Genomic DNA, 24,899 nt, shown 5'->3' with positions numbered 1-24,899 from the left:
GGAGGCCGCACCATGCCGGACGAAAGCACCTACGGCCAAGGGCCCCGGTCCATGGCTTCACATGTGCATGTGTCGACGCACGGCTCCCAGCACACGTCGTCGCACACCACCGAACCCTGCTCGGAACACACCCCCGCCGGGCTCCGCATTCCCCTGCCGGAGGCGGCGTTCCCCGCCCCTTCCCCCACCCCACTCACCCCTCCTGACCTGCGCGCATCCCCAACCGTTCTGCGCATCGTCATCGTCGACGACAACCCTGTTGTACGGGCGGGGCTCACCGTCCTGCTCGGAGGCCGCGACGACATAGAGGTCGTGGCAGAGGCGACCGAAGGCAGCCAAGCCCTGACCGTGGCGCAGCAGCACCTCCCCGACATCGTGCTGCTCGACGTCCGGATGCCGGGCGTGGACGGCCTATCGGTCCTCCCGTACCTGGTCCGCGTTGCGCCGGTGATGATGCTGACGTACAGCCGCGAGAGCGAGGTCGTGCGCGAGGCGCTGCGGCTGGGCGCGGGCGGCTATCTGGTGCACGGAGAGTTCACCGCCGATCAACTGGTGGATGCGGTACGGGACATCCGGGCGGGCCGCGCCCACTTCACGACCTCCGTCCAGGACGCGCTACTGGCCCATGTGCGCGGCGGCTGCCTCCAGGACGAGGTGCGACCGCTGCCGGGAGGACTCGGCGCGGTGTACGAGACGGGCGTCCCGTATGCGGGCACGAGCCGGATACCTGGCTACGCACCGGGCGCAGATGCGACTGCACATCCCGGCGGGGCCCATGACTCCGGGCCAAGAGTCTCGAATTCGTTGCGGCATCGCGAAAGACCTTCGCATGTGCAATCAGATGTGGGACAGTCGTCAGCGGAACGGTCCCGGGCCCAGCAGGCACCACCGGCCCCGCAGTCTCACAACCGGCGCAATCATGGGCTGAGTTCGAGGGAGGTGGAGGTCATGGACCTCATCGCCACAGGTATGAGCAACCAGCAAATCGCCGCCACCTGCTTCATCAGCGAGAAGACCGTGAAGAACCACATCAACCGCATCTTCGCGAAGCTGCACAGCACGAGCCGGAGCGAGGCGATCGCGGCGTGGGGCGGGGAGACGTGGCTGACATGACCGTTCCCAAGCAGACACAGGGGGCCCAAAACATGATTTGGGCCCAGAATTGGGCCCCGGGGCCCTCTGGCGGTATCCGCATGAAGCCGTACGTTTCTCGTATCGGAAGCGGCACCACGCGCGAAGATACGCTTACGTCGGCCGAACTCGGAGAGGTACCCCATGGCGAAGGACAACGCGCTCAAGACCGCCACGAAGGCGCAGATCGCAATCACCAACTGGCGCGACACGACGGTGCGGCGGATGCGCGCGGATGCGGGCGCGAGCGTGGTGGAGTACGCGGGGTTGGTGGTCGTAATCGCTTTGATCGTGGTGGCGGTGCGGGCGTTGAACCTGGATCAGACGATTTCAGAGGCGATCGGCACCGCAGTGTCCGATATCACCGGCGGCTGACGCTCGACAAACTTCGGCAGGACCGAGGGCAGACCCTCCCCATGTACGTCGTGGTGGTGGCGGGTCTGCTCTTTCTTGCGTTCGCCTACTTCGCCTTCGCCCAGGCGGCAGCAGCTCGCAACAGCGGCCAGTCGGCGGCCGATGCAGCATCGCTGGCGGCTGCCCAGGACGGGCGTGACGAGCTGACGGACGGCTTCTTCGAGTCGCTCGGCAATCCCGACGAGTGGCCCGCTTGGCTCGCGGTGGAGGAAGAGATCCCGGGGGCGGGCTACGACGCAGCAGCGCGGCAACTCGCGGGTGACAACGACGCGGATGTCGAGAGCGTAGGGATGGCCGAGGTCGACGGTGCCTACGAATCCTCGGTGGCGATCGTGACTCGCGGCACGGTGGGCGACTCGGTCATCCCCGGCACGGAGAGCACTCACGCCAAGGCCGACGCCACCGCGACGATCGAGCCTCTCTGCGTGGCCGCGCCCGAAGGCGAAGAGGCTGATCTGATCGAAATTGATTGCAGAGGCAGCGGTCGCTGGCAGATTGATCCGGACACGCCCATCGATGAGCAGGACGATCTGCCCGAGCCGAAGGACTTGTTCTCCGTCCATCTGGTCGAGTGAACGTCGAGACAAGGAAGAGTTACTGATGAGCATGCGGCACACCATGAAGGCCCGAAGGGCACTGACCGCAGTGGCGATCACGACTGGCTTGGTCCTCACGGTGGCCGGTTGCGGCGGAGGAGGCGGCGAGGACGACAAGCCCAAAGCGGGTTCGTCGTCGACTCCTACAGACAAGGGCAAAGAGGGCGAGGAGACGCCGAAGGGAGATGAGCCTTCTCCTCCAGCAGAGGAGACCGTACTTGCCGAGATGACTGGAGGCAGTGACAACACCACTCTCATTGTCAGCTCTGCCGTACGAGACGAGGGAGGTTTCCTGACCGTCTCCGGGAAGGTGAAGAACGGCAAGGGGAGCTTCTGGAACCCCACCTCCTGGAGGGGAGATGAGAAGGAGTTGTCGGCCAACTCAAGTTCCATGGCCGGTGCGTCACTGGTGGACAGGACAGGTAAGAAGAAGTATCTGATCCTGCGTGATACAGAAGGCCGCTGCCTCTGCACGCAGTTCGGTGGAGCCTTCAAGACCGGCGAGGAAAAGACCTGGTTCGCCCAATTCCCTGCCCCCCCCACCGAATCCACCAAGGTCGACTTCCAGATCGCGGACATGCCCCCCGCCTCCATCGAGATCTCCGATGGTGAGTGACGCCATGCCTCAGACCACTTCCCGAAGTCGCCCGGCCCACTTCGCGAAGATCACCCTCGCGACAGCCGTCCTGATCACCGGCCTATCCGTCACCAGCGCTCACGCGGACCCCGACCCCAGCGTCCCCCCGGGCAGCACCACGTCGTCCCCGCCTCCTGAGGTGGACGGAAACGCACCGGGGCTGCGGCTCGCAGACGGCGGCACTCTCGCTCCCGCCCGCGTCATCGATATCAAGTCCGTCGTCGAGGACCTGGGCGGCGAGGAACGCCGTGAAGACACCAATTCCGACGTCAAGTTCGCCCTCCAGGCCGAAGTCCTCTTCGACAAGGACAGCTCGAAGCTCAACGTCGACGCGTCCTCCCGTATCAGGGCCATCGCCGAAGAGATCACGATGCAGAAGGCCACGAAGATCCGGGTCTTCGGTTTCACCGACGACCTCGGCTCGTACGGGCACGGCAAGGTCCTGTCCAAAAAGCGCGCCGACGCCGTACATCAGGAGCTGAACAAAACGCTCGGCCCGGACATCTCCTTCGAGATCCGTGGCTACAGCGAGGACTATCCGATTGCCGACAACGCCTCGGAAGAGGGCCGGAAGAAGAACCGCCGGGTCGAGATCTCATTCCCCCGAGGCGCAGCCCCCGCCACAGGCTCTCAGAGCTGACCCGTTGCAGGGAGAACTGCACGGCGGCGGGTTGCCGGCCCACGCCCGGACCACTCCGGTCAGCGGGGACCAGGTTGTTGTGCTGACCGGCCGCTGAGATCCGTATCGCTCGCCTGCGGACCACGCACTGGGCGCCGAGCCGCCGTCATGCACCTGGTGGTCGAACGTTGGCCTTGACGGCGTCTCGGATCGAGGTGGATCCGGCGTTGAGTTCGAGGGTCTGCCGGCCGGCTGACGGCCTCACCTGAGGTTGCTACCGGTGCCGTGCCCAACCGGCTTGGTCATCGCTGCCATGCTCCCGCCCCGGCGGCCCGCACGACGAACTCCTCGAAGGTTCGGGGCGCACGGCCCAGCACGGTGGCGACGCCGTCGGTCGTCGCGGCGATGGTCCCACGCCCCATCACCACGAACATCTCAACGACGTGGTCCGCGACGTGCTGCTCCCAGCCCTCCCTGACAAGGGCTGCGGAGTACTCGGTGGAGGAGATCTCCTTGAAGGTGATGGGAAGGCCGGATGCCTTCGAGATCAGCTCAACCGCCTCGCCGAAGGTCACTGCGCGCGGCCCGGTCAGCTCGTAGGTCTTACCGGCGTGCCGCTCCGGTTCGGTGAGCACGAGGGCCGCAACATCGGCCACGTCCTCAAGGTCGATGAACGGCTCGGGCACGGGGCCGGCCGGAAGTGCGAGCTCGCCGGCCACCAGTGGGGCGTGGAACAGGTCTTCGTCGAAGTTCTGGTTGAAGTTCGAGGGGCGCAGCACAGTCCACTCCAACGATGATCCGCGGACGGCCTCCTCGGCTGAGCGCATGTCCAGCCCGAACGTGGTGTCACCCCAGGTGTCGGCGCCGTGCCCGGAGAGCAGGACGAGACGCTGCACGCCGGCGGCCTCGGCTCGTGCCACGAAGTCGTGCACCGGGCCGGGCACGGACGGAGGCACGATATAGGCAGTGTTGACGTCTTTCAGGACTTGGTCCCACCCGGCGGGATCGGCCCAGTCGAACCGGGTGCGGCTGGATCGGGAGGCGGCCCGGACCTGCACGCCGTGCAACCGCAGCCGGGCGGCGACCCGTCGGCCGGTCTTGCCGGTGGCGCCGAGGACAAGAGTCGTTTCGCTTCTCATGGCTTTGATTCAACGCGCTCGCCTCGGACGGATCCATGGCCAAGAAGCCAGATCGCATGTGTATTCGTCTAATCTCGTGGCATGGATGCCTTCGGTGAGCTGTTTCGTGGTGTACGAGCCCAGGGGTCGCTGTTCGGTAGTTCGACACTGTCTCCGCCCTGGGCACTGCACTTCGTGGACGGCGCCCCGCTGACCCTGTGCATCGCTCTCGGGGGGCTCGGGTGGATTGTCCCGCAGGGTCGCCCGCCCGAGCGGGTCGACGCCGGTGAGATGGTGATCGTTCGCGGTCCCGAGCCGTTCACCTTCGTCGATGAGATCGGTACCAGGGCCGAGCCGGTCGAGTGCGGCGAGTACTGCGCGGTGCCCGAGCACGGTGGGACCCGCTACCGCCTCGGTTGGAACGACCAGGGCTCGGAGGAGCCAGGCAGCGGTTCGACGACTCTCGTCGTCGGCGCCTATCCGGTGAACGGCGAGATCGGCCGATGGCTGCTGGAGGCACTGCCCGATGTCCTGCGCGTCACACCCGGCGGTGTGGCCGATGCCGTTCGAGACCACCTGGCCGCCGAGGTCGCTGTCGACACCCCGGGCCAGCAGGTGGTACTCGATCGACTGCTGGACTGGCTGATGGTGTGTTCGCTGCGCGAGTGGTTCGATCAGCCTGAAAGCAGCCCGCCCGCCTGGTACACCGCGCACCGCGACCCGGTGGTCGGCGACGCCCTGCGGTTGCTGCACGCCGAGCCGTCGACGCCCTGGACGGTCGCCTCACTCGCGGACCGCTCGGGTGTCTCGCGCTCGACGCTCGCAAAGCGGTTCACGCAGCTGGTCGGTGAGCCGCCGCTGACCTACCTCACCCGCTGGCGCATGACCCTCGCCGCCGATCTGCTGACCGAGCAGGCGGCAACGACCATCTTCGACATCGCTCGAGCCGTCGGCTACTCCGACGCGTTCGGTTTCAGCGTCGCGTTCAAGCGCACGAGAGGCGTGAGCCCGAGCGATTTCCGGCGTGGGCGCTCCGGCGCAGCCCTTGCGACCTCGTCCAGATCCGATTCCCCCTCGGCGTTCGGTCGCCGGACGGGTACCTGACTTTTGGACGAGTCACGACCTGGCCGACGCCGCTGGTGCTCGATGAGCACCTGCGGCGACCGGGCGAAGAAGGCCACGTATCGCGGTCGGATCGACGTTCAGCAGTTCGAGCAGTCGGGCTTGGACTGCTACTGCTACTGCTACTGCTACGGGAGCGGGGCTTGCGGCGGGTCGGTACTGGTGCAGGGAATGCGCGTTTGATTTCGCCCCTCGGCGGCGGAGATCATGGCGGCTCGGCCCGGGTTCGCCTGGGAACGGGGAAACGGGGAGGGTTTCGCGGATGGCGTGGGACGAGTGGGAACAGCTCAAAGCCGATGCGGCAGAGCGCAGTTCCGCGCAGATGCAGCTGAACCAGGTCGATCCGGGCGGAGCCCCGGCGGGCGCGCCTTCGGGGGATCTGAAGTCGGACAAGAAGGCATGGGTGCAGGCCGGCGAGGGCGTCACGGGCCTGAAGGGCGGCATCGGCAAGGCGCTGACGAAGCTGCACGAAGGGCAGTCGGGGCTCGATGACACTGCCGGGTGCCAGAGCGCGGCGGCGCAGAAGGAGTTGTACGACTCCTGGAAGAAGTACGTCGGCGATGTGAGCCGCCGCTGCGGCGAGTTGGGCGGGCTTCTGGAGAGGGCGGGTCATGACCTTTCGAAGTCCGACCAGGCGGTCATGGAAGAGCTGAACAGGTTGAAGCTGCAGCACGAGGACACCGAGGCCGTCGGCGGCCAAGCGAAAGAGAAGTGATCCGCAGCCATGGATCTTGCGACGCTGAAAGATTTCAAGCCGTCGGAGTACGAGGAAGCCGCAGACGGCTACCGGGCGGCTGGCGACATGGCCAGTGCGGCCAAGGACACCATCGACAATCGGGTCTGCGCGGGAATGCGTTACGAGCTGAAGGGCGACGCTGCGACGGCCGCCCTCCGCGAACTCCAGGCCCTGTCGAAGAACTTCCACTACGCGCAGACCGAGTGCGGACTGGTCAGCACCGCGCTGAATGGCTTCGCCTTCGACATGGCGGTGGCCAAGCGAAGGCTGGACGCGGCGATCGAGGACGCGCGCGCCGACAACTGCACGGTGAACCCGGACGGTTCGGTCGGGTATCCAGCAGGCAAGAAGCCGGGCGACGAGAAGATCGCCGACGGCGGCACGGTGACCGGGAGCGCCGGGGGCGGCCCGACGTCCGGTGCCCTGGAACGCCAGGCGGTGAACATCCACCCGAACCCGAACGACGGCAAGGCGATGGGTTACGCGAACCGGATCGCCGACGCGTTGAAGGAAGCCACGGAAGCGGACACGAAGTGGGCGCCGAAGCTGCGCGCGCTGAAGGCCGATGACGACTTGAAGGTCTCCGACCGGGACTGGGCCGACACACAGTCGGACATGGGCGGGGTCCGCGAGGCGGGCAAGGCCTACGTCGACTCCTTGCCGGAGGCGCCGAAAGGCGGCAGCCCGGCGGACAACGCGACGTGGTGGAAGGGGCTCAGCCCGGAGGAGCAGTCCGCCTACGTCTCCTTGGAAGCCGCCTCGGTCGGGGCGCTGGACGGACTGCCCGCGGAGACCCGTGACGAGGCCAACCGCACGGTTCTGGCGGGGGCCAAGGCGCAGGTACAGCTTGAACTGGACAGGATTCCTGCCGAGCCCGCGAAGTATGCCCCCAATCCCAACGGCTCCTATCCGGCCGTCGTCCAGACCGACGGCTGGAGCAAGTGGAACGAGAAGTACGGCGCCCAGAAGGCACGCGCCGACGGTTCCATGAAGGGAATGCAGGCGATCCAGGACCGCTTCGACAACACCGGGTTCAAACGCCTGCCCGAGGCGTACCTGCTCGGATTCAGTGCGGAAGGGAATGGCCGTGCCATCGTTGCGAACGGCAATCCGGACACTGCTGACCACCAGGCGGTCTATGTGCCGGGTACGACGTCGAACCTGAGCAGCGTAGAGGGAGACATCGACCGGATGGTGAATGTGTGGCGCGTGGCCGACGCCGTGCCCGGCGATGACTCGGTTTCCACGATCACCTGGCTCGGGTACGACGCCCCACAGAGCATCGTCAAGGACTCACCGTTCAGCCACTACGCCAATGACGGAGCCCCGGCCTACAACCAGTTTCTCGACGGCCTCGACGCGTCGCGTAGTGTCGATTCGGACCCTCATCGTACGGCGATCGGCCACTCGTACGGGACGACTCTCGTCGGGTCCGCGGCCCGGCAGGGTGACCTGAACGTGGACGACGTGATTCTCGCGGGCAGCCCCGGGGTGCAGGTGAGCAATGCGGATCAGATGGATGTCCCGAAGGGCCACGTCTGGAACCAGGAGGCCGACGGGGATCTCGTCCCGGACGTTGGTCGTTTCGGGCACGGCGGGACCGATTGGGACGGCCCATGGACGATTCCCAGTGACGAGCGTTTCGGCGCCAACCAGATGACAACGGATACCGAGGGCCACAGTGATTACTGGGAGGAGGAATCCGACAGTCTCCTGAATCAGGGCTTGGTCGTGGCGGGCAAGGGTGGGAGCGTGGACCTGAAGGAGCCGCCAAACCTCACGCCAGGAGCGAGGTAGGGATGACGAGCCCACGGGCGCCAGCCCGTGCCAGTCTGACGACCGATCCACGAAATTCCCGACTGAAACGACCGGCCCGTGTCCTGTTCCGACCAACCGAGGTTCTTCGACTTGAAGATCAAGCTGGGCGCATCCGCGCTCCTTGTGTCCATCGCTCTCACTACCCTCACCGGATGCAGCATGACTGACGCCAATGGCTCCGACGACACCCCCTCTGCGGGCACCAGTACCTCGGAGGACGCTGCCGATGAGGCGGAGAAGGTCTCCAGCGAGCTCTACGACTTGATCGGTATCAAGGGAAAGTTGTCCAAGACCGGAGCCGGCGTCACGGAGTGCAGCGGCAAGGATCGGGAGAAGTTCTTCAAGATCTTTCACCCGTCGAGCCTCGTACCCGCATCGGCCGACCAGCTCGGTGGTGCGATGGAGCGGCTCAAGGAGGAACTGCCCAAGCATGGCTGGAAGGTCGTCGAGTACGGGGTTGACAACAGCCAGAACAAGAACCTCAACCTCACGGCCGACAATGATAAGAAGAAGTACAGCGTCAAGATCGTCCACATGGCGAAGGACAACCCGCCGGGTCTGAGCCTGATGGTCGTCTCCGGCTGCTATCAGGTGCCGGATGGCGAGAAGGTCCAGCGGTTCTGAGGGTGCTGCTTTCGTGACGGGCGGGCGCGGGATGGCTCGGCCTGCCGCCGCGCCCACCCGGTTCGCCCCCCGGTCCAGCCCTTGGTGCGCGGTTCCGGTGCCCATGTCTGCCCGGTCACGGCGGTGAGGCGGGCGTTGGGCCAGTTCGGGGTCTGCGCTGCGTTTGTGTACAGCGGTTTCGATCGAGCCGTCGAGCTGTGGCGATGCCCGACTTTTGATGATCCGCCCCCGAACGTTCTGGCAGTCCTTATCGCTGACGGGCCCATGTGCTGTTACAGCAGGTGGTCGGCCTTGCCGGCCTTGATGTCTCGGATCATGGTCCGCAGTGCCTCGTGGCTGTCGGTGAGGTACCGGTCCTCCTCGCCTTTTACGGCGATGTAGCTGTTGCCGCGCTCGTCTGTCCCGAGTCGGAAGCAGGAGTTTCCCTCGCCGCAGAACGGCTCGTCCCATGCGATGTCCGGCATGAAGGTCCCCTCACAGTTGGCGTGCGATGTCGTGGATGAAGCCCCGAGACTCTTCGGGATTCAGTGCGAGGCGGTCCATCCAGTCGAGATGCGCACGGTACTTCGCGGACTGGGCTTCGCCATAGAGGAATTCCGTGCCACGCGTGCTGCCGATCGCCAGGAGTGAGATAGGGATGACGAGCCCACGGGCGCCAGCCCGTGCCAGTCTGACGACCGATCCACGAAATTCCCGACCGTAACGACCGGCCCGTGTCCTGTTCCGACCAACCGAGGCTTTTCGACTTGAAGATCAAGCTGGGCGCATCCGCGCTCCGGAAGATTTCAAGTCCAGTGAGACGGTCGGGACGCTATGAGGTTTGTGGTGCGGGTTCGCGGCGCTTGGCCGGGTCGTTGATCCAGGCTTTCTCGGGTATTCGGGGTGGTCGGGGGCGGCGGGCGAAGCGTTCGGGGTGGCGGGCGTATGCCTGGGCGAGAGTGACGGCTCGTTGGTCGCGGACCTCCTCGGCGGTCCCGAAGTGGACGGAGGCCGGGGTGTGCCAGCCGATGCCGGAGTGGCGGTGTTCGTGGTTGTAGTACGCGATGAACGTGTCGAACCACTCGCGGGCATGGGCCAGGGAATCGAAGCGGTCGGGGTAGTCCGACATGTACTTCGTGGTCTTGAACTGGGCCTCGCTGTAGGGGTTGTCGTTGGAGACCTTGGGCCGCGAGTGCGACCGGGTCACTCCGAGGTCGATCAGCATCTGGGAGACCTTCTTGCTGGTCATCGAGGTCCCGCGGTCCGCGTGCACGGTCTCGGGCACGATGCCGTTGCGGGTGATGGTCTCGCGGATCAACTCCTCGGCCCGCTCGGCCGATTCGGCCTTCTCGACAGTGTGGCCGACGATATAGCGGGAGTAGATGTCGATGATCACGTAGGCGTGGTACCAGATGCCCTTCTCGGGTCCGGCGGCCTTGGTGATGTCCCAGGTGAACACCTGCGAGGGGGCGGTGGCGAGGAGTTCGGGCACCGCCTTGGCAGGGTGGGTGGCCTGTCGGCGGCGCTCGCCGCTCTGGCCCTTTTCGCGCAGGATCCGGTACATCGTGGAGACGGAGCAGCGGTAGCGCCCGGCATCCAGCTCACGGGCCCAGATCTGGGCGGGCGGGAGTTCGGCGTACTCCTCGCGGTTCATCAGCTCCAGTACCGCAGATCGCTCCGGCGCGCTCAGGGCCGAGGGCTGGACCTGCGGCTTCCTCGGTTTCCGCTCGGCTGCGGGCCGCAGCCTGCGGTAGTGGGTGGCCCGCGAGCGTCCGGTCAGCCGGCACGCGGTGGTGATACCCAGTGCGGGCTCGACACCGGCGAAGGCGTCGTCGAGGACCGGGGCGGCGTTCTGGGTCAGTCCGCGCTCTCGGAGATCATTTCCAAGAGCGCGGAAGCTTTTCCCATGACCTCCAACGCGGCCTTGTTGCGGGCCAGTTCCTTCTCCAGCCGTTCCACTTGGCGGCGCAGTTTCTCGTTCTCCACCTCGGCGGGCGACCTCTTCGGCCTCGCCGGGCCGGTGCGCCTGTCGGCCAGCTTCTCCAGGGCCCCGGCATCCCGGGCGGCCCGCCACTCCTTGATGTGCGAGTGGTACAGCCGCTCGCGGCGCAGGACCGAGCCCTTCTCGTTCTTGGCCGCGGCGTCGTACTCGGCCACGATCCGCAGCTTGTACTCGGGACTGAAACTGCGGCGCTTCGGCTTCGCTGCCGGATCCGATCCGGACGGCTTCGTGCTGGTCATAAGGGTGGAACTCCTGTCGATGCCCTCTCAGGCTAACCCGACAAAGCGGGATGTCTCACCCAAGGCTGGCAGAGAGGGCTCCTCGTGTCCCTCGCTCTCACTACCCTCACCGGATGCAGCATGACTGACGCCAATGGCTCCGGCGACATCCCCTCCGCGGGCACCATGACTTCGGAGGCCGCCGCGGACAAGACGGAGAAGGTTTCCAGCGAGATCTATGACCTGATCGGCATCAAGGGGAAGGCGTCGAACAGCGGAGCGGGTGTCTCGGAGTGCAGCGGCAAGGATCCGGAGAAGTATTTCCAGATCTTTCACCCGTGGAGCTTCTACCCTGCATCGGCCGACCAGCTCGACGGGGTGATGAAACGGCTCAAGGTAGAACTGCCCAAGCACGGCTGGAAGGTCGTCGAGTACGGGCTGGACACGAGCAAGAACAAGAATCTCAATCTCACGGCCGGCAACGACGCGAAGAAGTACAGCGTCAATATCGTCCAGATGCAAAAGCGCGACAAGCCGAAGCTGAGCCTGATGGTCGTCTCCGGCTGTTATCAGGTGCCGGATGGCGTGAAGGTCGAGCGGTTCTGAGGGTGCTGCTTCCGTGACGGGCGGGCGCGGGATGGCTCGGTCTGCTGCCCGCGCCCACCCGGTTCGCGCCCCGGTCCAGCCCTTGGTACGCGGTTCCGGCGTCCATGCCCACGGGTGCGGAGTCCGCGCGCAGCCCTATGGCAAGGATTCCGTCCGGCCACGCAGGTCCTTGTCGAGGAACACCGGACCCCCATTGGAGACCGCCACACTGCCGTGGAAGAAGACGGAGATCCATCACCCTGACGACCGACGCCGAGAAGAGGATCGGGTCCACAGTGTCCGTCGTTCCCGGCTCGGTGCAGGGCTCCGACGGCATGCTGCACGCCGCGCCCTGCCTCATCACCGTTGACGGGAAGAAGGTCGCGGACAACCAGGGAGGCAAGTCCGACAAGACGCTGTGCGAGTACCTGGTGAAGTGAGTGAGCTGTCCGGATCCGCCGGACACGAGACGACGTCACGAGCAGCACCGGGCGTCGCTTCGCGGTCTGTCGTGGCGGTCAATCTTTCGGGACGTGACCCAGCAGTGCCACAACCGCGTGGATCATTCTCCGGAAGGATCTGCTCTTGTCCGCCGCCGCGCGGAGATCGATGAGTGCAGAGAATTTCGCCTGATGCAGAGTCTCCTTGTAGGACTCGTTCATCATGGCCTCCAGCTGACTTTTCGCATCCCGCTTGGCTTCAGGATCTGTGGGTGCGTACGCATCGTCACGCACTGCCTGGTGGTCGCGGAGCGAGTCCGCCCCGGCGAGAAACCAAGCTTCGTACTCGTGTCGGGCGATCACAATCTCCACAGGGACAGTGACCAAGTCCGGTTGCGGTGCCATGCTGCGGGCAAGCTCGACGGGGCACCGGATGTCGTGGTCGTCGCCGTCTCGAAGGATCAGGACCCCGCCGCGCCCTCGGACACGCTCAGCCTGGAAGCGCACGGCCTTTGCCAGCTCGTCGGGCTTGCGCATCTTGCCGGAGTCGAGGCGGAACGGCTGAGCGACTTCTGTCCACTCGCCGCAGAGATCAGTAGCAATGCGGCTGATGAGTTCACGCACGGCTTTGACTTCGCCGTGTCCCTCCACGATGGGAGCCACAACCGGGGCGAGGTCACTCGGCCACCCCCGGGTGAAGCTCGGTGGCGGAGGAGGGAAGGAGCTGGTCGGTCCGGAGGAGTTCGCCGGGGGTGTAGAGCTGGTCGCGCAGGGCCAGTGCGCCCGCTTCGTCCAACTGCCCAATCTTCGTCTCGCCCCCGACCGAGCGCACGGCGCGAAGCTCAGCGAGGTCGAAGTCGTGGCGGTCGAGCAGGTCGGGGCTGTGACTGGTGACGATCACCTGACGGCGTTCAGCGGCGTCCCGCAGCGCGTCAAGGAGCACACCCGCTGCTGCCGGATGCAGAGCGCTTTCGGGCTCCTCGATCCCCACCGTACTGAGTGTGCTCCCCGTGCCGGCGAACAGCGAGACGAGTACACCTAGCGCACGCAGAGTGCCGTCGGAAACCGACTGAGCCTGGAAACGCCAAGGGCTCTTCGCCCCCGGTACGTCCTGGGCGAACTCCAGCGTCTCCCAATTTCCCAGTACGGAGCGAGCTACACCCTGCATGCCGGGGACGATCTGCTGGAGGTAGCTCTCGATGCGGGACTTGTCATCCCGGCCTCGGCGGCTGCGCTCCAGACCCTCTCTGCCAGCCTTGGGTGAGACATCCCGCTTTGTCGGGTTAGCCTGAGAGGGCATCGACAGGAGTTCCACCCTTATGACCAGCACGAAGCCGTCCGGATCGGATCCGGCAGCGAAGCCGAAGCGCCGCAGTTTCAGTCCCGAGTACAAGCTGCGGATCGTGGCCGAGTACGACGCCGCGGCCAAGAACGAGAAGGGCTCGGTCCTGCGCCGCGAGCGGCTGTACCACTCGCACATCAAGGAGTGGCGGGCCGCCCGGGATGCCGGGGCCCTGGAGAAGCTGGCCGACAGGCGCACCGGCCCGGCGAGGCCGAAGAGGTCGCCCGCCGAGGTGGAGAACGAGAAACTGCGCCGCCAAGTGGAACGGCTGGAGAAGGAACTGGCCCGCAACAAGGCCGCGTTGGAGGTCATGGGAAAAGCTTCCGCGCTCTTGGAAATGATCTCCGAGAGCGCGGACTGACCCAGAACGCCGCCCCGGTCCTCGACGACGCCTTCGCCGGTGTCGAGCCCGCACTGGGTATCACCACCGCGTGCCGGCTGACCGGACGCTCGCGGGCCACCCACTACCGCAGGCTGCGGCCCGCAGCCGAGCGGAAACCGAGGAAGCCGCAGGTCCAGCCCTCGGCCCTGAGCGCGCCGGAGCGATCTGCGGTACTGGAGCTGATGAACCGCGAGGAGTACGCCGAACTCCCGCCCGCCCAGATCTGGGCCCGTGAGCTGGATGCCGGGCGCTACCGCTGCTCCGTCTCCACGATGTACCGGATCCTGCGCGAAAAGGGCCAGAGCGGCGAGCGCCGCCGACAGGCCACCCACCCTGCCAAGGCGGTGCCCGAACTCCTCGCCACCGCCCCCTCGCAGGTGTTCACCTGGGACATCACCAAGGCCGCCGGACCCGAGAAGGGCATCTGGTACCACGCCTACGTGATCATCGACATCTACTCCCGCTATATCGTCGGCCACACTGTCGAGAAGGCCGAATCGGCCGAGCGGGCCGAGGAGTTGATCCGCGAGACCATCACCCGCAACGGCATCGTGCCCGAGACCGTGCACGCGGACCGCGGGACCTCGATGACCAGCAAGAAGGTCTCCCAGATGCTGATCGACCTCGGAGTGACCCGGTCGCACTCGCGGCCCAAGGTCTCCAACGACAACCCCTACAGCGAGGCCCAGTTCAAGACCACGAAGTACATGTCGGACTACCCCGACCGCTTCGATTCCCTGGCCCATGCCCGCGAGTGGTTCGACACGTTCATCGCGTACTACAACCACGAACACCGCCACTCCGGCATCGGCTGGCACACCCCGGCCTCCGTCCACTTCGGGACCGCCGAGGAGGTCCGCGACCAACGAGCCGTCACTCTCGCCCAGGCATACGCCCGCCACCCCGAACGCTTCGCCCGCCGCCCCCGACCACCCCGAATACCCGAGAAAGCCTGGATCAACGACCCGGCCAAGCGCCGCGAACCCGCACCACAAACCTCATAGCGTCCCGACCGTCTCACTGGACTTGAAATCTTCCGAGACGATGCAGGACGCTGGCGATGTTGGAACCATCGCGACGCAGGAAGTCCCCCGAGTCAGGCGTCTGGGGCCGGCGCATCTCATCCGGGTTCACACTGAAAACGCTGATGCCTGCGAGTCCCTCGTACACGGGCAGGAAAGCTTCAAGCCCAGCTGCGGACACCAGATAAAGGCGCTGCTCGCTCACCGGAGGCATGACGGGCTCGGGTTTGTCGATCAGACTGCCGCTCACGATACGGAAGCTGGCATCGGCATATCTCACGCCTTCATCGCTCCGCGCGTCGAACCAGACGCGGCAGTACTCGCTGGAGACCCGGAAACCGCCGCCCTTCACCGAGCCGATCTCGAACCCGTAGTCGCCCTTGTACTCCGGGCCCCGGAATTCGAGGTCGATCGAGAAATGGGTCGGGTGGCCAGTCGATCTCCTCCGCACCTCCGCCACGCCACCGCGGCTCCGTAGAGCCTGGTCGAGAGACGTCTGGAGAGACTCGGAGACCAGTCGCAGCGCATCGAGGAAGTTGCTCTTGCCGGACCCGTTCGGCCCGACGAGCAGGAGTAGTCTGCCCAGCTCGACGTCGGCCGCCGCGATACTCCGGTAGTGCCTCAGCCGGACGCGGGTCAGCGAGAAGTAGTTGTCCTGCATGGGATCAGTCTGGCAGCACTGGAGGCGGCGAGATCCTGTAACCCGGCCCGGCCCGGTCGGCGTGTTCACTGCTGGCCGAGCCTACGGGCGGCTACAGCAGGTGGTCGGCCTTGCCGGCCTTGATGTCTCGGATCATGGTCCGCAGTGCCTCGTGGCTGTCGGTGAGGTAGCGGTCCTCCTCGCCGTTGATGGCGATGTAGCTGTTGCCGTCGGTGTCGGTGCCTATGCGGAAGCAGTTATTGCCTTCTGCGCAGAACGGGTCCTGCCACTGAATCTCGGCCATGTGGACCTTCCTCAGAGTTCGTGGGCGATGCGATGGATGAGGTCGCGTGATTCCCGGGCGTGCAGCGTGTGCGTATCCATCCAGGTCAGATGGCCGTTGTACTTAGCCAGTTGCGCTTCGGCATGAGTGAATTCGGGCCCGTGTGCCGAGTCGAGCTGCACGGTGTCCAGCTGCGGTACGGGTCCGTTGGCGTACAGGACGGCGTGCCCTGCTCCGGGGAACGCGCCCGCCGTGAGGGGGAGGATGCGCAGCTCGATGCTGTCGTGTTCCGACATGACGCACAGATGCTCAAGCTGTTCGCGTGTGGCGCGACGGCCGCCGAACTGCATCAGGAGTGCGGCTTCGTGGACGTACCCGACGTAGCCCACGGGGCTGTCGCGCTCCCAGATCCTCTGTCGCTGTATGCGGTGAGCGACTCGGAGTTCGATCTCTGACTGCGGCAGCTGGGGAATGGCGGAGCTGAACACTGCGCGTGCGTATCCGCTCAGGTGCAGCAGTCCTGGCAGGTGCACAGTCTGGAACGTTCGCAGACACCTGGCGTTCCATTCCAACTCGGCGACATCCAGCAGTCCTTGAGGAAGCGAACCCCGGTACTCCTCCCACCAGCCGCGCTGACGATTGCCGGCCAGGCCTGCCAGGGCGGTGACATAGGCCTCGTCCGGGCAGTCGTAGTTGCTGGCCAGCGTGCGCACACGGTCTGCGGAAGTCGCCCGGATGCCGGACTCCATGTTCGAGACCTTCGTCCGGTCGAGCCCGAGCAGCCCGGCCGCGTATTCGGTGGTCGCTCCGGCCGCTGTTCGCATCTTGCGCAGTTCGGCGCCCAGTCGCTTCTGGCGCTCGGTGGGTGTTGCTCTGGTGGGCATCCGTCCTCGTCTTCCTGCCTGATGCGGGTCAGTCTGCCTCCTGCTCCGGCCGCTGGTCCACCCAATCGGGGGCAATGTTCATGGATAGGTGGTACGTGAGCCACATTTTCCTCTACGTTGAGTAACGCGATGCTCACGCAGTTGAGTTGAAGCGCATCACGCGGTCCTGCCCGCAATCTCCTTCCCTGGGAGGGGCGGTCCCGCGTCAGGGAGACAGGCCACTACTCATCAGCCGTGCGCCCACGTGAAAGCGAGCCCGGTCAACACCTCACCCCCATACGGGAGTCGACGATGTCTCCATCCATCCGCACCGCCCTCTGTCCGGTCGCCGCGAGCAGCGGAACCGGCGGCCCGGCCGCCCCCTACCTCCGCCCCCGCCCGGACGACGGCCTCGCGCTGAGCCTTACCGTGCCGTGCGCGCCGCGCAGTGCCGGGATCGTGCGTGCGGCGGTCAGTTGCGCGCTGCACGCGCACGGGCTCGACCGTTACGCGCTGCCCGCGACCATCGCCATGACCGAACTGGTCGCCACCGCCACCCTGTTGGATGCGGAGGAGGACCTCTATCTGTCCCTCCGCCACCGCGAGGACGTACTGCGCCTGGTCGTCTGGGACCAGCACCCCCGTCACTCCGACCCCGACGCGGTGGCCGTCTGTGAGGAGCGGCGGCGGCGTTCGCTGTGGCTCCTCGCGGCGGTGGTCGGGGACTGGGGCGGGGACTGGGGTGTCGGTGACGCGCACCCGCCGCACCGGGGGACCAAGTCCTGGGTGGTGTTGCCCCGGTGACAGTTGGGGCTCAGTTGGGGGCGGGCGCCGGTGCGAGGCCGTCCTCGGCGAGGCCGGCCAGTACCGCAGCGCCCAGCGCGTGCACGGCCGACTGCGGGCGGACCATGACGGTGAATTCCTTGATCAGGCCCGCTTCGTCGAAGTGCAGCAGGTCGATGCCGTGGATCTCCTTGCCGTCCACGAGGGTCCGGAAGAGCAGGACGGCCGACGGGGAGGGGGCGCCGTCCGCGCTCGTCTCGGAGGTGCCGTCGAACTCGCCGACGTAACGGAAGTCCTCAAAGGTGCGGAGCAGGACGCCGAAGAGGCCCATCACCATGGGCCTGCCCTCGAACGGGGTGAACTTCACCGGGCTGTAGAGCCGGATGTCGTCGGTGAACAGGGCCTCCAGTGCGGCGAGGTCCTTCTTTTCCACTGCGGCACGGAAGCGGTCGGCAGTCTCCATGGTGGATTCTCCTACTCATCGATCTGACTAGTCACTTTCATGAGTATGGTGGGGGATGGGTCCGGGAATGGGAAGAGGAGACGGGAGAACGCTTCGATGGCCTTGCGACACGCCGTGCTGGCGGCCCTGCTGGACGGTGAGTACAGCGGGTACCAGCTGGCCAAGGCGTTCGACGTGGGCGTGGCGAACTTCTGGCACGCCCTGCCCCAGCAGCTGTACGCCGAGCTGGCCAAGCTGGAGAAGGAAGGCTTGGTCGTGGGCCGGGAAGTGGTCCAGGAGAGCCGCCCCAATAAGCGCCTCTTTCGCGTCACGGATACGGGCCTGGCCGAGCTGGAGGGGTTCGCGGCGGCCGTGGCGAAGCCGACGTTCATCCGCGACGACCTGGTGGTGAAGGTCCAGACGGTCGACTTCGTCGATGCCGGGCCGGTGATCGAGCAGCTCGACGAGCGGGCGTCCGTCGCCCGCGCCAAGACCGAGCTCTTCCGCGAACTGCTGCGGAAGATGCGCGGTGCGCTGGACGAGGAGGAGTTCCTGCGCGGTGGGGAGCGGATCGGCCCGTACCTGACGTGCCTGCGCGGGCTGTCCCTCGAAGGGGAGCACGAGGCATGGTGCCGACGGATCGCGGCCGTGCTCAGGGAACGGGACAGGGAGAGGCGTACGCGTCGTGGCTGACAACGAACACACGGATCACGCGCACATCGCACATGGATATGTGCGTTACGTCGCGCTGGGCGACAGCCAGAGCGAAGGCGTCGGCGACGGGGACGACGTAACAGGCCTGCGCGGCCTGGCGGACCGTCTCGCCGAGCAGCTCGCGGTCCTCAACCCCGGTCTCCAGTACGCCAATCTGGCCGTACGGGGAAAGCTCGCCGGCCAGGTCCGCGCCGAGCAGCTCGCACCCGCCCTGGCCATGCGTCCGGACCTGGTGACGGTCATTGCGGGGGTGAACGACCTGATGCGGCCAAAGTTCGATGCCGCCGAGGTGGCGGCCGAGCTGGAGGCGATGTTCGTGGCGCTGACGGCGGCCGGGGTACGGGTGGCGACGGTGACCTTCCCGGACGTGGGGAAGATCGCTCCGCTGGCCCGCCCGCTGCGCTCCCGCGTGCTGGACCTCAACGCGCGCGTCCGGGTGGCGGCGGCCCGGCACGGCGTCGCGTTGGCCGACTGCGCCGTGCATCCCTTCGCGACGGACCCGCGCATCTGGAACCAGGACCGCCTGCACGCCAGCCCGTTGGGCCACGCACGCATCGCCGCGTCCCTCGCGCACGCCATCGAGCTGCCGGGCAGCGACGACTCGTGGACCGTCCCGCTCCCCCCGCCCCCGCTCTCCTCCCGCGTGCAGGTGCTGGGCACCGAGCTGCGCTGGGTGTCCGGTTTCCTCGGCCCCTGGCTGCTTCGCCGGCTGCGCGGCCGGTCCTCGGGCGACGGGCGGGTCGCCAAACGCCCCGAACTCCTGCCGCTGCTCACGGAGTTGGGCCCGGCTCCGGAGGCGCCGTAACCGCCCCGCCCGGCGCCTCGCTCGCGCTCAGCGGCCCCGCCGGTAGCTGCTGCCGTCCCTCGGGCGGACCAGCAGGCCCGTCTCGACCAGGTCGCGGCGCAGCGCCGCGCAGTCCTCCCGTACGGGCCGACTGCCGGGCAAGCTGGTTTCCCGTACGCCCCCCTTTCTCACATGATGCTGTTCGTTCGCTCATTGGTGTGTTAGAAATGCTGCATGGGAGTAGCGAATCGTCTTGATCTGACTTTGCGGCTGGTGCAGGGCACCGGCCGGGTCTCCGTCGCGGAGTTGTCGCAGCGCCTGGGCGTGTCGGAGATGACGGTGCGGCGCGACCTGGACGAGCTGGAGCGCCAGGGCCTGGTGAAACGGGTGCGCGGCGGCGCGGTCACCACGCGCTCGCGTGAGGAGGAGGCCGGGTTCACGGCCCGCGAGGGCTGGCAGGCGGCGACGAAGGACCGGCTGGGAGCCGCGGTCGCCGAGCTGATCGAACCAGGGGCGACGGTACTGCTCGACGCGGGCACGACGACCGCCCACGTCGCCGAACACCTGGTAGCCCGCGCACCGTTGACGGTGGCCGTGCTGAGTCTCCAGGCGGCGGTACGGCTGGCCGACCGGCCGGGAATCCGGCTGCTGGTCATCGGCGGCCAGTCCCGCCCGGGGGAGCAGTCCCTGATCGGTCCGCTCGCGCTGCGGGCCGTCGGCGCGATGGCGTTCGACGTGTTCGTGATGTCGATCGGTGGGGTCGAGGCGCAGCACGGGTGGTCGGAGTTCTCCCTGGACGACGCCGCCGTGAAGCAGGCCGGCCTCGCCCAGGCGTCACGGACGGTCGCGGTGGCCGACGCCACCAAGCTCGGCGTCCGCGCCTTCAGCCAGGTCGCCGATCTGGGCGCGGTGGACACCTTCGTGACCGACTCCGCCGCCGCCGACCTCGCCACTCACCCGAAGGGGCCAGAGACGCTGGCCGCCATGCGGGATGCGGACGTCGACGTCGTGCTGATCTGAGGTCTTCTTCCCTGCACAGGACCTCTGCGCAGGACCAGTACGAGTAGACGAGTACGGAGTGATGTTGTGCGCGCTGTTCCGGTTGTCCCCGTTGTTCCCGTTGTTCCTGCTGCTCCCACCGGCCCGCGTCCGCTGATGATCCTGGTCGCCGGTCCCTACCGGTCCGGCACCGGCGACGACCCGGCCCGACTCGCGGCGCATGTAAGGGCGATGAACGAGACCGCCCTGAGCCTCTTCCGCGCCGGGCACCTCCCGGTGACGGGGGAGGCCCTGGCGCTCCCCCTGTTGGAGGTGGCCGGCAGTACCCGCACGGGCGACGCCCTCTTCGACGAGATCTTCCACCCCGTGTCCGAGCTGCTGCTGTCCCGCTGTGACGCGGTGCTGCGGATCGGCGGTCCGTCGGCGGGCGCGGACATGATGGTCGAGCAGGCCCGCGCGGCGGGCAAGGGCGTCTACGCCGACCTTGTCGAGATCCCGGTGGCGCGATGACCGTGCCCACCGTGCCCACCGAACCTACCGAACCCACCGGCACCCCGAACCACGGGGCGCGGCTGCTGCACGACGCCTATGTGGCGAAGATCAACGCCGCGATCGCCTCGGGCCGTGACGACCTCGTCGCCGAACTGGCCGAAAACTACCGGCAGGACTCCCGTCGGGCCTGAGTGACGGCCCGACGGGACTGATCGCGCACGCCGCTCAGCCCTGCTGGTTGTGCGCGGCGACGGCGGCGGAGATCGCGCCGACGATGTGCGTTTCGGCGGATGCCTTGTTGATGCCGATACCGGTGAGCGGGCCCGTACCGCCCTCAAGCTCCAGCAGGGCCAGCAGGATGTGCTCGGTCCCGATGTAGTTGTGGCCCATCCGCAGCGCCTCCCGGAAAGTGAGCTCCAGCGCCTTGCGGGCCTGTGCGTCGTACGGAATGAGCTCGGGCACCTCGCCCGTGGTCGCCGGCGGCAGTACGGCGGTCAGGGCCTGGCGGACGGCGTCCAGATCGATGCCCTGCGCGGTGATCGTGGCCGGGCCGATCGCGCCGGGCTCCGCGAGCAGGCCCAGCGCCAGGTGCGCGGGGCCGATCTCGGTGTTCCGCGCCTCGCGGGCCGCGTTCTGCGCCGCGATGAGGGCATTGCGGGCTCGCGGGGTGAACCGGCTGAAGCCCTGGTTGGGGTCCAGGTCGATCGGTTCGGCGGAGTCCTTGGTGACGAAGCGCTTCTGGGCGGCCTGCTTCGAGACACCCATGCTCCGGCCGATGTCCGTCCAGGACGCGCCCGAGCGCCGCGCCTGGTCCACGAAGTGGCCGATCAGGTGGTCGGCGACGTCGCCGAGGTGATCCGCGGCGAGCACCGCGTCGGAGAGCTGGTCGAGCGTGTCGGGGTGGACCTTCTTGATGGCTTCGATCAGGTCGTCGAGCCGGACGGGATTCGTCATGCGGGCCGGATTCGTCATGCGTCAACCCTAGGTTGACGATTCAGGGTCGTCAACCCCGGGTTGACGGTCTTCTGTCTCGCGCGTCCTTCCGCTACTTCCGCGGCCACTCCCACTACTCCCACTGCTCCGGCCGTTCCGGCTGATCGGGCTAATCGGGATCGTCCGGGAAGAGCATCGCCATGCGCAGGCAGATTTCCGGCAGCTCCGGTGCCTCGCTGATCCAGTGCTCGGTGTCGATGCTCGCGACGATGCCGGCGGACCAGAGCGTCGCCAGCAGCCGGGTGGCCCGGTTGCGCTGCGGGTGAGGGGCGTCCGGGGCGAGTCTGCGGATGGCCACGGTTGCCTGCTCGATCACGGACGGGTCCAGCAGGCAGCGGATTCCGGAGCCGGCCTCGATGAGGAAGCCGGAGTAGACCGCCATGAAGAGGCGGACCGTGTCCGACTCTCGCTCCAGCCCGACCCGGGCCTGGTCGGTGAACTGGGCGACCAGGTCCACCTGGCCGGCCAGGTGCGTCGAGGGGGTACCCCGATGTTGTTTGCGCTCTCTGTCAGCCATGACCACTCACCCCCACACTGCCGTCCGTAGAAGCCATGCAAGCCGTCCCGGCTCAGGCGTTCATGCTGTGTTGGGCGCGTCGCTCTGGCCGTCCGCGTGGTTGCTCCGTTGAGCGCCGTTGCCGTTGCTGAGGGAGGCCAGGGCCTTGTCCACCGTGTCGTACACCGGAGCCAGCTCGTCGATGCCGACAATCCGTAGCACTGCACGGGACACCGCGCGGTTGGTGACGATCTTCACCGGTACGCCGGCCATGGTCAGGAAAGGGGCGGCCGACCAGTCCAGGAGGACCGTTTCTGCGGAAGGGTGGGGAGACCCGCGTAAACCCTTCCTTGCCAGGTCACGGAGGTGTGTACGCGCACTCTCCGCGTTGCCGATGTCCACTTCCGGTGGGAGCTTCACCACCAGGGAGCCTTGCCTGGGCGAGTACTGAGGCGAGTACTGAGGCGAGTGCTGAAGAGTCATGTCCGACCGTCCCCTTCCACGGTCTCCTGCCCGCCTCGAAAGGCGTCACTCCAGGAGGGCATTTTCCAGTATGCCCAGCCGTTGCCCAGGATTCACCCGGCTTGGTCGATTCACCCGCGAAATTACGATGTGGTCCGCTACGGCCCCGACCGAGCGGTGTCGGCCGCACGGCCACTGGGCTGCGGCGCGGCACCGGCCGCCGGACATGGCCGCCGGACACGGGTGCCGGTTCCGTCAAGCGGGGCAAGGCCGTGAGGGGGGCGACGAGTTCGGCTCAGGACGGGCCGACGGCGCCCGTGGCGCCCGACAGTACCGCCACCCGTACCCCCGGCCGCAGGCCCCACTGGCGCAGGGCGCCGGCCTCCGCCTCCAGTACGTGCCGGGCCCGCGGCCGGGGCAGGCCGAGCCGGCCGGGGCGCATCGTCCGTACCCCGATGACGCGCAACTCCCGGTCCAGGTAAGCCACATCGATCGCGAAGCGCATCCGTACGGTGTGCACACAATTGGCCGGGCTGAGCAGCAGCGCGCCCACGATCCCGTCCCGGTCGAGCAGACCGCGCGTCCGGGCCCGCGCGGAGGCCGCGATCTCCAGCGGAAGGGGGCTGCCTTCGCGCCCCTCGACCGTCAATGTCGCCGCTCCGTCCCGCCATTGCCCCATCCGCGGACCGTAGCGGATCGCTCCACGGCCGGTCCGCCCCCCGGAGCCGGGCCTGGCCTGATCGAGCAGGTGCCGCGCCGACCGATCGCGGCAACTTCGCAACCATGAGAAGTTGGCAGGAACCGGGTGGTGCGGAGGCCGCCCGCCCGCCCGTGATCGAAGCCGCAGCCGCAGCCAGGAGTGCCCCGATGACGCAGTCGCCCCGCCCGACCCCGGAACTGCTCGCCGAACTGCGCAAGCCCCGCCCTTACCCGGTGGTGTCCGTGACCCTGCCGACCCACCGCCACCGGCCGGAGAACCAGCAGGACCACATCCGGCTGCGCAATCTCCTCGCCGAGGCCTCAAAGCGCCTCACCGACGACCCCGACGTGCCGCGGGCCCAGGCCGTCGCGGTGCACGGACAGCTGGCCGCCGCCGCCGAAGGGCTCGACCCCGAGTACTTCCTCGACGGCCTTGTCGTGCACGCATCGCACGACGAGAACGCGACGTATGTGCTCGGCACGGATGTGCCCGAGCGCATCGTCGTCGGTACGGCGTACCTCACCCGCAACCTGGTCGCCGCGGCGGCGCGCGAGCGGCCGTATCTGGTCCTGATCCTCAGCTCGGGCGAGGTACGGCTGTGGCGCGGGGAGGGCGAGCGGGTGGCCGAGGACCGCGCCGGCGGCTTCCCGGTGATCACCTCCGCCGTCGAGCGGGACGGGCCGCCCAACCGGGAGGGCGACCACGGGGCCGCGCAGGACTTCCTCAACATGCTCAGCGACGCCGACAGGCAGCTCACCCCGCTGCTCCAGGGGGAGAACGGGCTGCCGGTGATCCTGGTCGGGCTGCGCCAGCACATCGCGACGTTCCGCGAGGTCAGCAGGCACGGGCAGGCGCTCGCCGCCGAGGTGGAGGTCGGCGGGCTGCTGAACTCCACGGCGCCCGAGCTGGCCACCCAGCTGGCCCCCGCCCGGCACACGCTCACCGAGGCCGACGCCAAGGACGCGCTGCGCGCCCTGGACGAGGCCCGCAGTGGGCGGCGCTTCGCGGGCGGCGTGCAGGACCTGTGGCAGGCGGCGGGCGAGGGCCGGGTGGCGCTGCTGGTGGTCGAGGAGGGCCTACGGGTCACCGCGCGCCCCGACACGGTCGAGGGAGCGGAGCGGGCGACGCTGACGCTGCTCGACGAGGGGGATGCGGCGGGGACACGTGGGGCGGAGGAGGACATCATCGACTCGCTCGTCGAGACGGTCCTCGGCGCGGACGGCAAGGTCGTCTTCGTCCCGGACGAGACGCTCAAGGACGCGGGCGGGGCGGCGGCGGCGCTGCGGTACTGAGGGCGGGGGCGGGGTGCGGGTGCGGCCGGACGCGGGGGCGGGTTGCCGGGTGCGGGTGCGGGTGCGTCGGCGGGGTGCGGGTTGCCTGCGGCGCTGTCCCCTACCCGCCCCTTCCCGAAGCCGGGGGTACCCCCGGACCCCCGGGACGCCCTTCGGGCGTGTCCTCAAGCG

35 protein-coding genes and 1 pseudogene are annotated in these 24,899 nt (G+C 67.5%); 21 read left to right on the top strand and 15 right to left on the bottom strand.

The genetic code is table 11. The features are described from left to right. The first annotated feature begins 12 nt into the window (after positions 1–12). The 5 genes from ABCR94_RS11415 to ABCR94_RS11395 all read left to right on the top strand — a co-directional run bounded on the left by ABCR94_RS11415 (position 13) and on the right by ABCR94_RS11395 (position 3,418). On the top strand, positions 13–1,113 hold the full coding sequence (locus tag ABCR94_RS11415) for a response regulator (RefSeq protein ID WP_347119095.1): 1,101 nt from the start codon (positions 13–15) through the stop codon (positions 1,111–1,113). Between the two features lie 162 nt (positions 1,114–1,275). Then, a complete protein-coding gene (locus ABCR94_RS11410) occupies positions 1,276–1,506 on the top strand; it encodes a hypothetical protein (protein WP_347119094.1) in 231 nt (76 codons plus the stop codon). A 41-nt stretch (positions 1,507–1,547) separates the two neighbouring features. Next, a complete protein-coding gene (locus tag ABCR94_RS11405) occupies positions 1,548–2,120 on the top strand; it encodes a hypothetical protein (protein ID WP_347119093.1) in 573 nt (190 codons plus the stop codon). A gap of 25 nt (positions 2,121–2,145) precedes the next feature. Beyond that, positions 2,146–2,757: a hypothetical protein gene (locus tag ABCR94_RS11400; RefSeq protein WP_347119092.1), complete on the top strand. Its 612-nt coding sequence runs from the start codon at positions 2,146–2,148 to the stop codon at positions 2,755–2,757. A 4-nt stretch (positions 2,758–2,761) separates the two neighbouring features. After that, positions 2,762–3,418, top strand: coding sequence for an OmpA family protein (locus ABCR94_RS11395; protein WP_347119091.1), 657 nt, complete (start codon positions 2,762–2,764; stop codon positions 3,416–3,418). Positions 3,419–3,699: 281 nt separating this feature from the next. On the opposite strand, the gene ABCR94_RS11390 is transcribed toward ABCR94_RS11395, so the two are convergent. Further along, the gene (locus tag ABCR94_RS11390) at positions 3,700–4,536 is read right to left on the bottom strand and encodes an NAD(P)H-binding protein (protein WP_347119090.1); all 837 of its coding nucleotides are present in this window, start codon (positions 4,534–4,536) and stop codon (positions 3,700–3,702) included. A gap of 81 nt (positions 4,537–4,617) precedes the next feature. Here ABCR94_RS11390 and ABCR94_RS11385 point away from each other — a divergent pair, with 81 nt between their 5' ends. The 5 genes from ABCR94_RS11385 to ABCR94_RS11365 all read left to right on the top strand — a co-directional run bounded on the left by ABCR94_RS11385 (position 4,618) and on the right by ABCR94_RS11365 (position 8,815). Beyond that, positions 4,618–5,619 (top strand): AraC family transcriptional regulator, encoded by a 1,002-nt coding sequence (locus tag ABCR94_RS11385; protein ID WP_347119089.1) that lies wholly within the window; start codon positions 4,618–4,620, stop codon positions 5,617–5,619. A 3-nt stretch (positions 5,620–5,622) separates the two neighbouring features. Further along, entirely contained in the window at positions 5,623–5,820 is a 198-nt protein-coding gene (locus ABCR94_RS11380) for a CGNR zinc finger domain-containing protein (protein WP_347119088.1), read from the top strand. A gap of 79 nt (positions 5,821–5,899) precedes the next feature. Further along, positions 5,900–6,352, top strand: a complete 453-nt coding sequence (locus tag ABCR94_RS11375; RefSeq protein WP_347119087.1) for a hypothetical protein — start codon at positions 5,900–5,902, stop codon at positions 6,350–6,352. Positions 6,353–6,361: 9 nt separating this feature from the next. Then, a complete protein-coding gene (locus ABCR94_RS11370) occupies positions 6,362–8,170 on the top strand; it encodes an alpha/beta hydrolase (RefSeq protein ID WP_347119086.1) in 1,809 nt (602 codons plus the stop codon). Between the two features lie 180 nt (positions 8,171–8,350). Continuing rightward, entirely contained in the window at positions 8,351–8,815 is a 465-nt protein-coding gene (locus ABCR94_RS11365; RefSeq protein ID WP_347119085.1) for a hypothetical protein, read from the top strand. Between the two features lie 272 nt (positions 8,816–9,087). Here ABCR94_RS11365 and ABCR94_RS11360 read toward each other — a convergent pair whose 3' ends face one another. The 3 genes from ABCR94_RS11360 to ABCR94_RS11350 all read right to left on the bottom strand — a co-directional run bounded on the left by ABCR94_RS11360 (position 9,088) and on the right by ABCR94_RS11350 (position 11,035). After that, complete coding sequence (locus ABCR94_RS11360; RefSeq protein WP_347119084.1) at positions 9,088–9,279, bottom strand: hypothetical protein; 192 nt, start codon at positions 9,277–9,279, stop codon at positions 9,088–9,090. A 347-nt stretch (positions 9,280–9,626) separates the two neighbouring features. Continuing rightward, a complete protein-coding gene (locus ABCR94_RS11355) occupies positions 9,627–10,592 on the bottom strand; it encodes an IS3 family transposase (protein ID WP_347119154.1) in 966 nt (321 codons plus the stop codon). A gap of 59 nt (positions 10,593–10,651) precedes the next feature. After that, positions 10,652–11,035 carry a hypothetical protein gene (locus ABCR94_RS11350; protein ID WP_347118891.1) on the bottom strand — a complete coding sequence of 128 codons (384 nt, stop codon included), beginning with the start codon at positions 11,033–11,035 and terminating at the stop codon, positions 10,652–10,654. Between the two features lie 120 nt (positions 11,036–11,155). Between ABCR94_RS11350 and ABCR94_RS11345 the strand changes: the two genes are divergently transcribed. After that, positions 11,156–11,620, top strand: coding sequence for a hypothetical protein (locus ABCR94_RS11345; RefSeq protein WP_347119083.1), 465 nt, complete (start codon positions 11,156–11,158; stop codon positions 11,618–11,620). Between the two features lie 275 nt (positions 11,621–11,895). Continuing rightward, positions 11,896–12,039 carry a hypothetical protein gene (locus ABCR94_RS11340; protein ID WP_347119082.1) on the top strand — a complete coding sequence of 48 codons (144 nt, stop codon included), beginning with the start codon at positions 11,896–11,898 and terminating at the stop codon, positions 12,037–12,039. Positions 12,040–12,117: 78 nt separating this feature from the next. Here ABCR94_RS11340 and ABCR94_RS11335 read toward each other — a convergent pair whose 3' ends face one another. Continuing rightward, positions 12,118–12,690, bottom strand: coding sequence for a DUF4276 family protein (locus ABCR94_RS11335; RefSeq protein ID WP_347119153.1), 573 nt, complete (start codon positions 12,688–12,690; stop codon positions 12,118–12,120). 25 nt (positions 12,691–12,715) lie between these two features. Then, positions 12,716–13,339, bottom strand: coding sequence for an AAA family ATPase (locus ABCR94_RS11330; RefSeq protein ID WP_347119081.1), 624 nt, complete (start codon positions 13,337–13,339; stop codon positions 12,716–12,718). Positions 13,340–13,358: 19 nt separating this feature from the next. On the opposite strand from ABCR94_RS11330, the gene ABCR94_RS11325 reads away from it, so the two are divergent. Together ABCR94_RS11325 and ABCR94_RS11320 are read left to right on the top strand one after the other, a co-directional pair. Then, positions 13,359–13,742 (top strand): hypothetical protein, encoded by a 384-nt coding sequence (locus ABCR94_RS11325; RefSeq protein WP_347118891.1) that lies wholly within the window; start codon positions 13,359–13,361, stop codon positions 13,740–13,742. Next, positions 13,739–14,767: an IS3 family transposase gene (locus ABCR94_RS11320; RefSeq protein ID WP_347119138.1), complete on the top strand. Its 1,029-nt coding sequence runs from the start codon at positions 13,739–13,741 to the stop codon at positions 14,765–14,767. Before ABCR94_RS11325 ends, ABCR94_RS11320 begins: the two co-directional genes overlap by 4 nt. A 13-nt stretch (positions 14,768–14,780) precedes the next feature. On the opposite strand, the gene ABCR94_RS11315 is transcribed toward ABCR94_RS11320, so the two are convergent. The 3 genes from ABCR94_RS11315 to ABCR94_RS11305 all read right to left on the bottom strand — a co-directional run bounded on the left by ABCR94_RS11315 (position 14,781) and on the right by ABCR94_RS11305 (position 16,592). Further along, positions 14,781–15,446 carry an AAA family ATPase gene (locus ABCR94_RS11315; RefSeq protein WP_347119080.1) on the bottom strand — a complete coding sequence of 222 codons (666 nt, stop codon included), beginning with the start codon at positions 15,444–15,446 and terminating at the stop codon, positions 14,781–14,783. Positions 15,447–15,537: 91 nt separating this feature from the next. Then, positions 15,538–15,729 (bottom strand): hypothetical protein, encoded by a 192-nt coding sequence (locus ABCR94_RS11310; RefSeq protein ID WP_347119079.1) that lies wholly within the window; start codon positions 15,727–15,729, stop codon positions 15,538–15,540. Positions 15,730–15,740: 11 nt separating this feature from the next. Continuing rightward, complete coding sequence (locus ABCR94_RS11305) at positions 15,741–16,592, bottom strand: helix-turn-helix domain-containing protein (RefSeq protein WP_347119078.1); 852 nt, start codon at positions 16,590–16,592, stop codon at positions 15,741–15,743. A 291-nt stretch (positions 16,593–16,883) separates the two neighbouring features. Between ABCR94_RS11305 and ABCR94_RS11300 the strand changes: the two genes are divergently transcribed. Continuing rightward, positions 16,884–17,375, top strand: coding sequence for an ATP-binding protein (locus ABCR94_RS11300; protein ID WP_347119077.1), 492 nt, complete (start codon positions 16,884–16,886; stop codon positions 17,373–17,375). A 10-nt stretch (positions 17,376–17,385) separates the two neighbouring features. Here the strand turns inward: ABCR94_RS11300 and ABCR94_RS11295 are convergent, their stop codons facing one another. After that, the gene (locus ABCR94_RS11295; protein WP_347119076.1) at positions 17,386–17,817 is read right to left on the bottom strand and encodes a nuclear transport factor 2 family protein; all 432 of its coding nucleotides are present in this window, start codon (positions 17,815–17,817) and stop codon (positions 17,386–17,388) included. Positions 17,818–17,913: 96 nt separating this feature from the next. Here ABCR94_RS11295 and ABCR94_RS11290 point away from each other — a divergent pair, with 96 nt between their 5' ends. Both ABCR94_RS11290 and ABCR94_RS11285 read left to right on the top strand, forming a co-directional pair. Then, complete coding sequence (locus ABCR94_RS11290; protein WP_347119075.1) at positions 17,914–18,489, top strand: PadR family transcriptional regulator; 576 nt, start codon at positions 17,914–17,916, stop codon at positions 18,487–18,489. Beyond that, a complete protein-coding gene (locus tag ABCR94_RS11285) occupies positions 18,482–19,315 on the top strand; it encodes an SGNH/GDSL hydrolase family protein (RefSeq protein ID WP_347119074.1) in 834 nt (277 codons plus the stop codon). Before ABCR94_RS11290 ends, ABCR94_RS11285 begins: the two co-directional genes overlap by 8 nt. 27 nt (positions 19,316–19,342) lie before the next feature. Here the strand turns inward: ABCR94_RS11285 and ABCR94_RS11280 are convergent. Continuing rightward, positions 19,343–19,438 (bottom strand): annotated as a pseudogene (locus ABCR94_RS11280) (DUF2087 domain-containing protein); the annotation flags it as partial. Between the two features lie 90 nt (positions 19,439–19,528). Between ABCR94_RS11280 and ABCR94_RS11275 the strand changes: the two are divergent. The 3 genes from ABCR94_RS11275 to ABCR94_RS11265 all read left to right on the top strand — a co-directional run bounded on the left by ABCR94_RS11275 (position 19,529) and on the right by ABCR94_RS11265 (position 20,976). Continuing rightward, positions 19,529–20,314, top strand: a complete 786-nt coding sequence (locus ABCR94_RS11275) for a DeoR/GlpR family DNA-binding transcription regulator (protein WP_347119073.1) — start codon at positions 19,529–19,531, stop codon at positions 20,312–20,314. A 135-nt stretch (positions 20,315–20,449) separates the two neighbouring features. Next, positions 20,450–20,803, top strand: a complete 354-nt coding sequence (locus ABCR94_RS11270; protein ID WP_347119152.1) for a DUF4406 domain-containing protein — start codon at positions 20,450–20,452, stop codon at positions 20,801–20,803. Between the two features lie 11 nt (positions 20,804–20,814). Beyond that, positions 20,815–20,976, top strand: a complete 162-nt coding sequence (locus ABCR94_RS11265) for a hypothetical protein (protein WP_347119072.1) — start codon at positions 20,815–20,817, stop codon at positions 20,974–20,976. A 34-nt stretch (positions 20,977–21,010) separates the two neighbouring features. On the opposite strand, the gene ABCR94_RS11260 is transcribed toward ABCR94_RS11265, so the two are convergent. From ABCR94_RS11260 to ABCR94_RS11245, 4 genes are all read right to left on the bottom strand, one after another. Continuing rightward, positions 21,011–21,757: a Clp protease N-terminal domain-containing protein gene (locus ABCR94_RS11260; RefSeq protein WP_347119071.1), complete on the bottom strand. Its 747-nt coding sequence runs from the start codon at positions 21,755–21,757 to the stop codon at positions 21,011–21,013. A gap of 130 nt (positions 21,758–21,887) precedes the next feature. Then, entirely contained in the window at positions 21,888–22,295 is a 408-nt protein-coding gene (locus ABCR94_RS11255; RefSeq protein WP_347119070.1) for a hypothetical protein, read from the bottom strand. A gap of 60 nt (positions 22,296–22,355) precedes the next feature. Then, entirely contained in the window at positions 22,356–22,547 is a 192-nt protein-coding gene (locus ABCR94_RS11250) for a hypothetical protein (protein WP_347119069.1), read from the bottom strand. Positions 22,548–23,031: 484 nt separating this feature from the next. Beyond that, positions 23,032–23,415 carry a DUF192 domain-containing protein gene (locus ABCR94_RS11245; protein ID WP_347119068.1) on the bottom strand — a complete coding sequence of 128 codons (384 nt, stop codon included), beginning with the start codon at positions 23,413–23,415 and terminating at the stop codon, positions 23,032–23,034. Between the two features lie 188 nt (positions 23,416–23,603). On the opposite strand from ABCR94_RS11245, the gene ABCR94_RS11240 reads away from it, so the two are divergent. Next, positions 23,604–24,728, top strand: a complete 1,125-nt coding sequence (locus tag ABCR94_RS11240) for a baeRF3 domain-containing protein (protein ID WP_347119067.1) — start codon at positions 23,604–23,606, stop codon at positions 24,726–24,728. The last annotated feature ends 171 nt before the right edge of the window (positions 24,729–24,899 follow it).

The sequence above is a fragment of the Streptomyces changchenzhani genome (genome assembly GCF_039766235.1).
Taxonomy (GTDB): domain Bacteria; phylum Actinomycetota; class Actinomycetes; order Streptomycetales; family Streptomycetaceae; genus Streptomyces.
The sequence above is the reverse complement of the archived record's forward strand: the minus strand, read 5'-3'. Positions and strand labels throughout refer to the sequence as shown.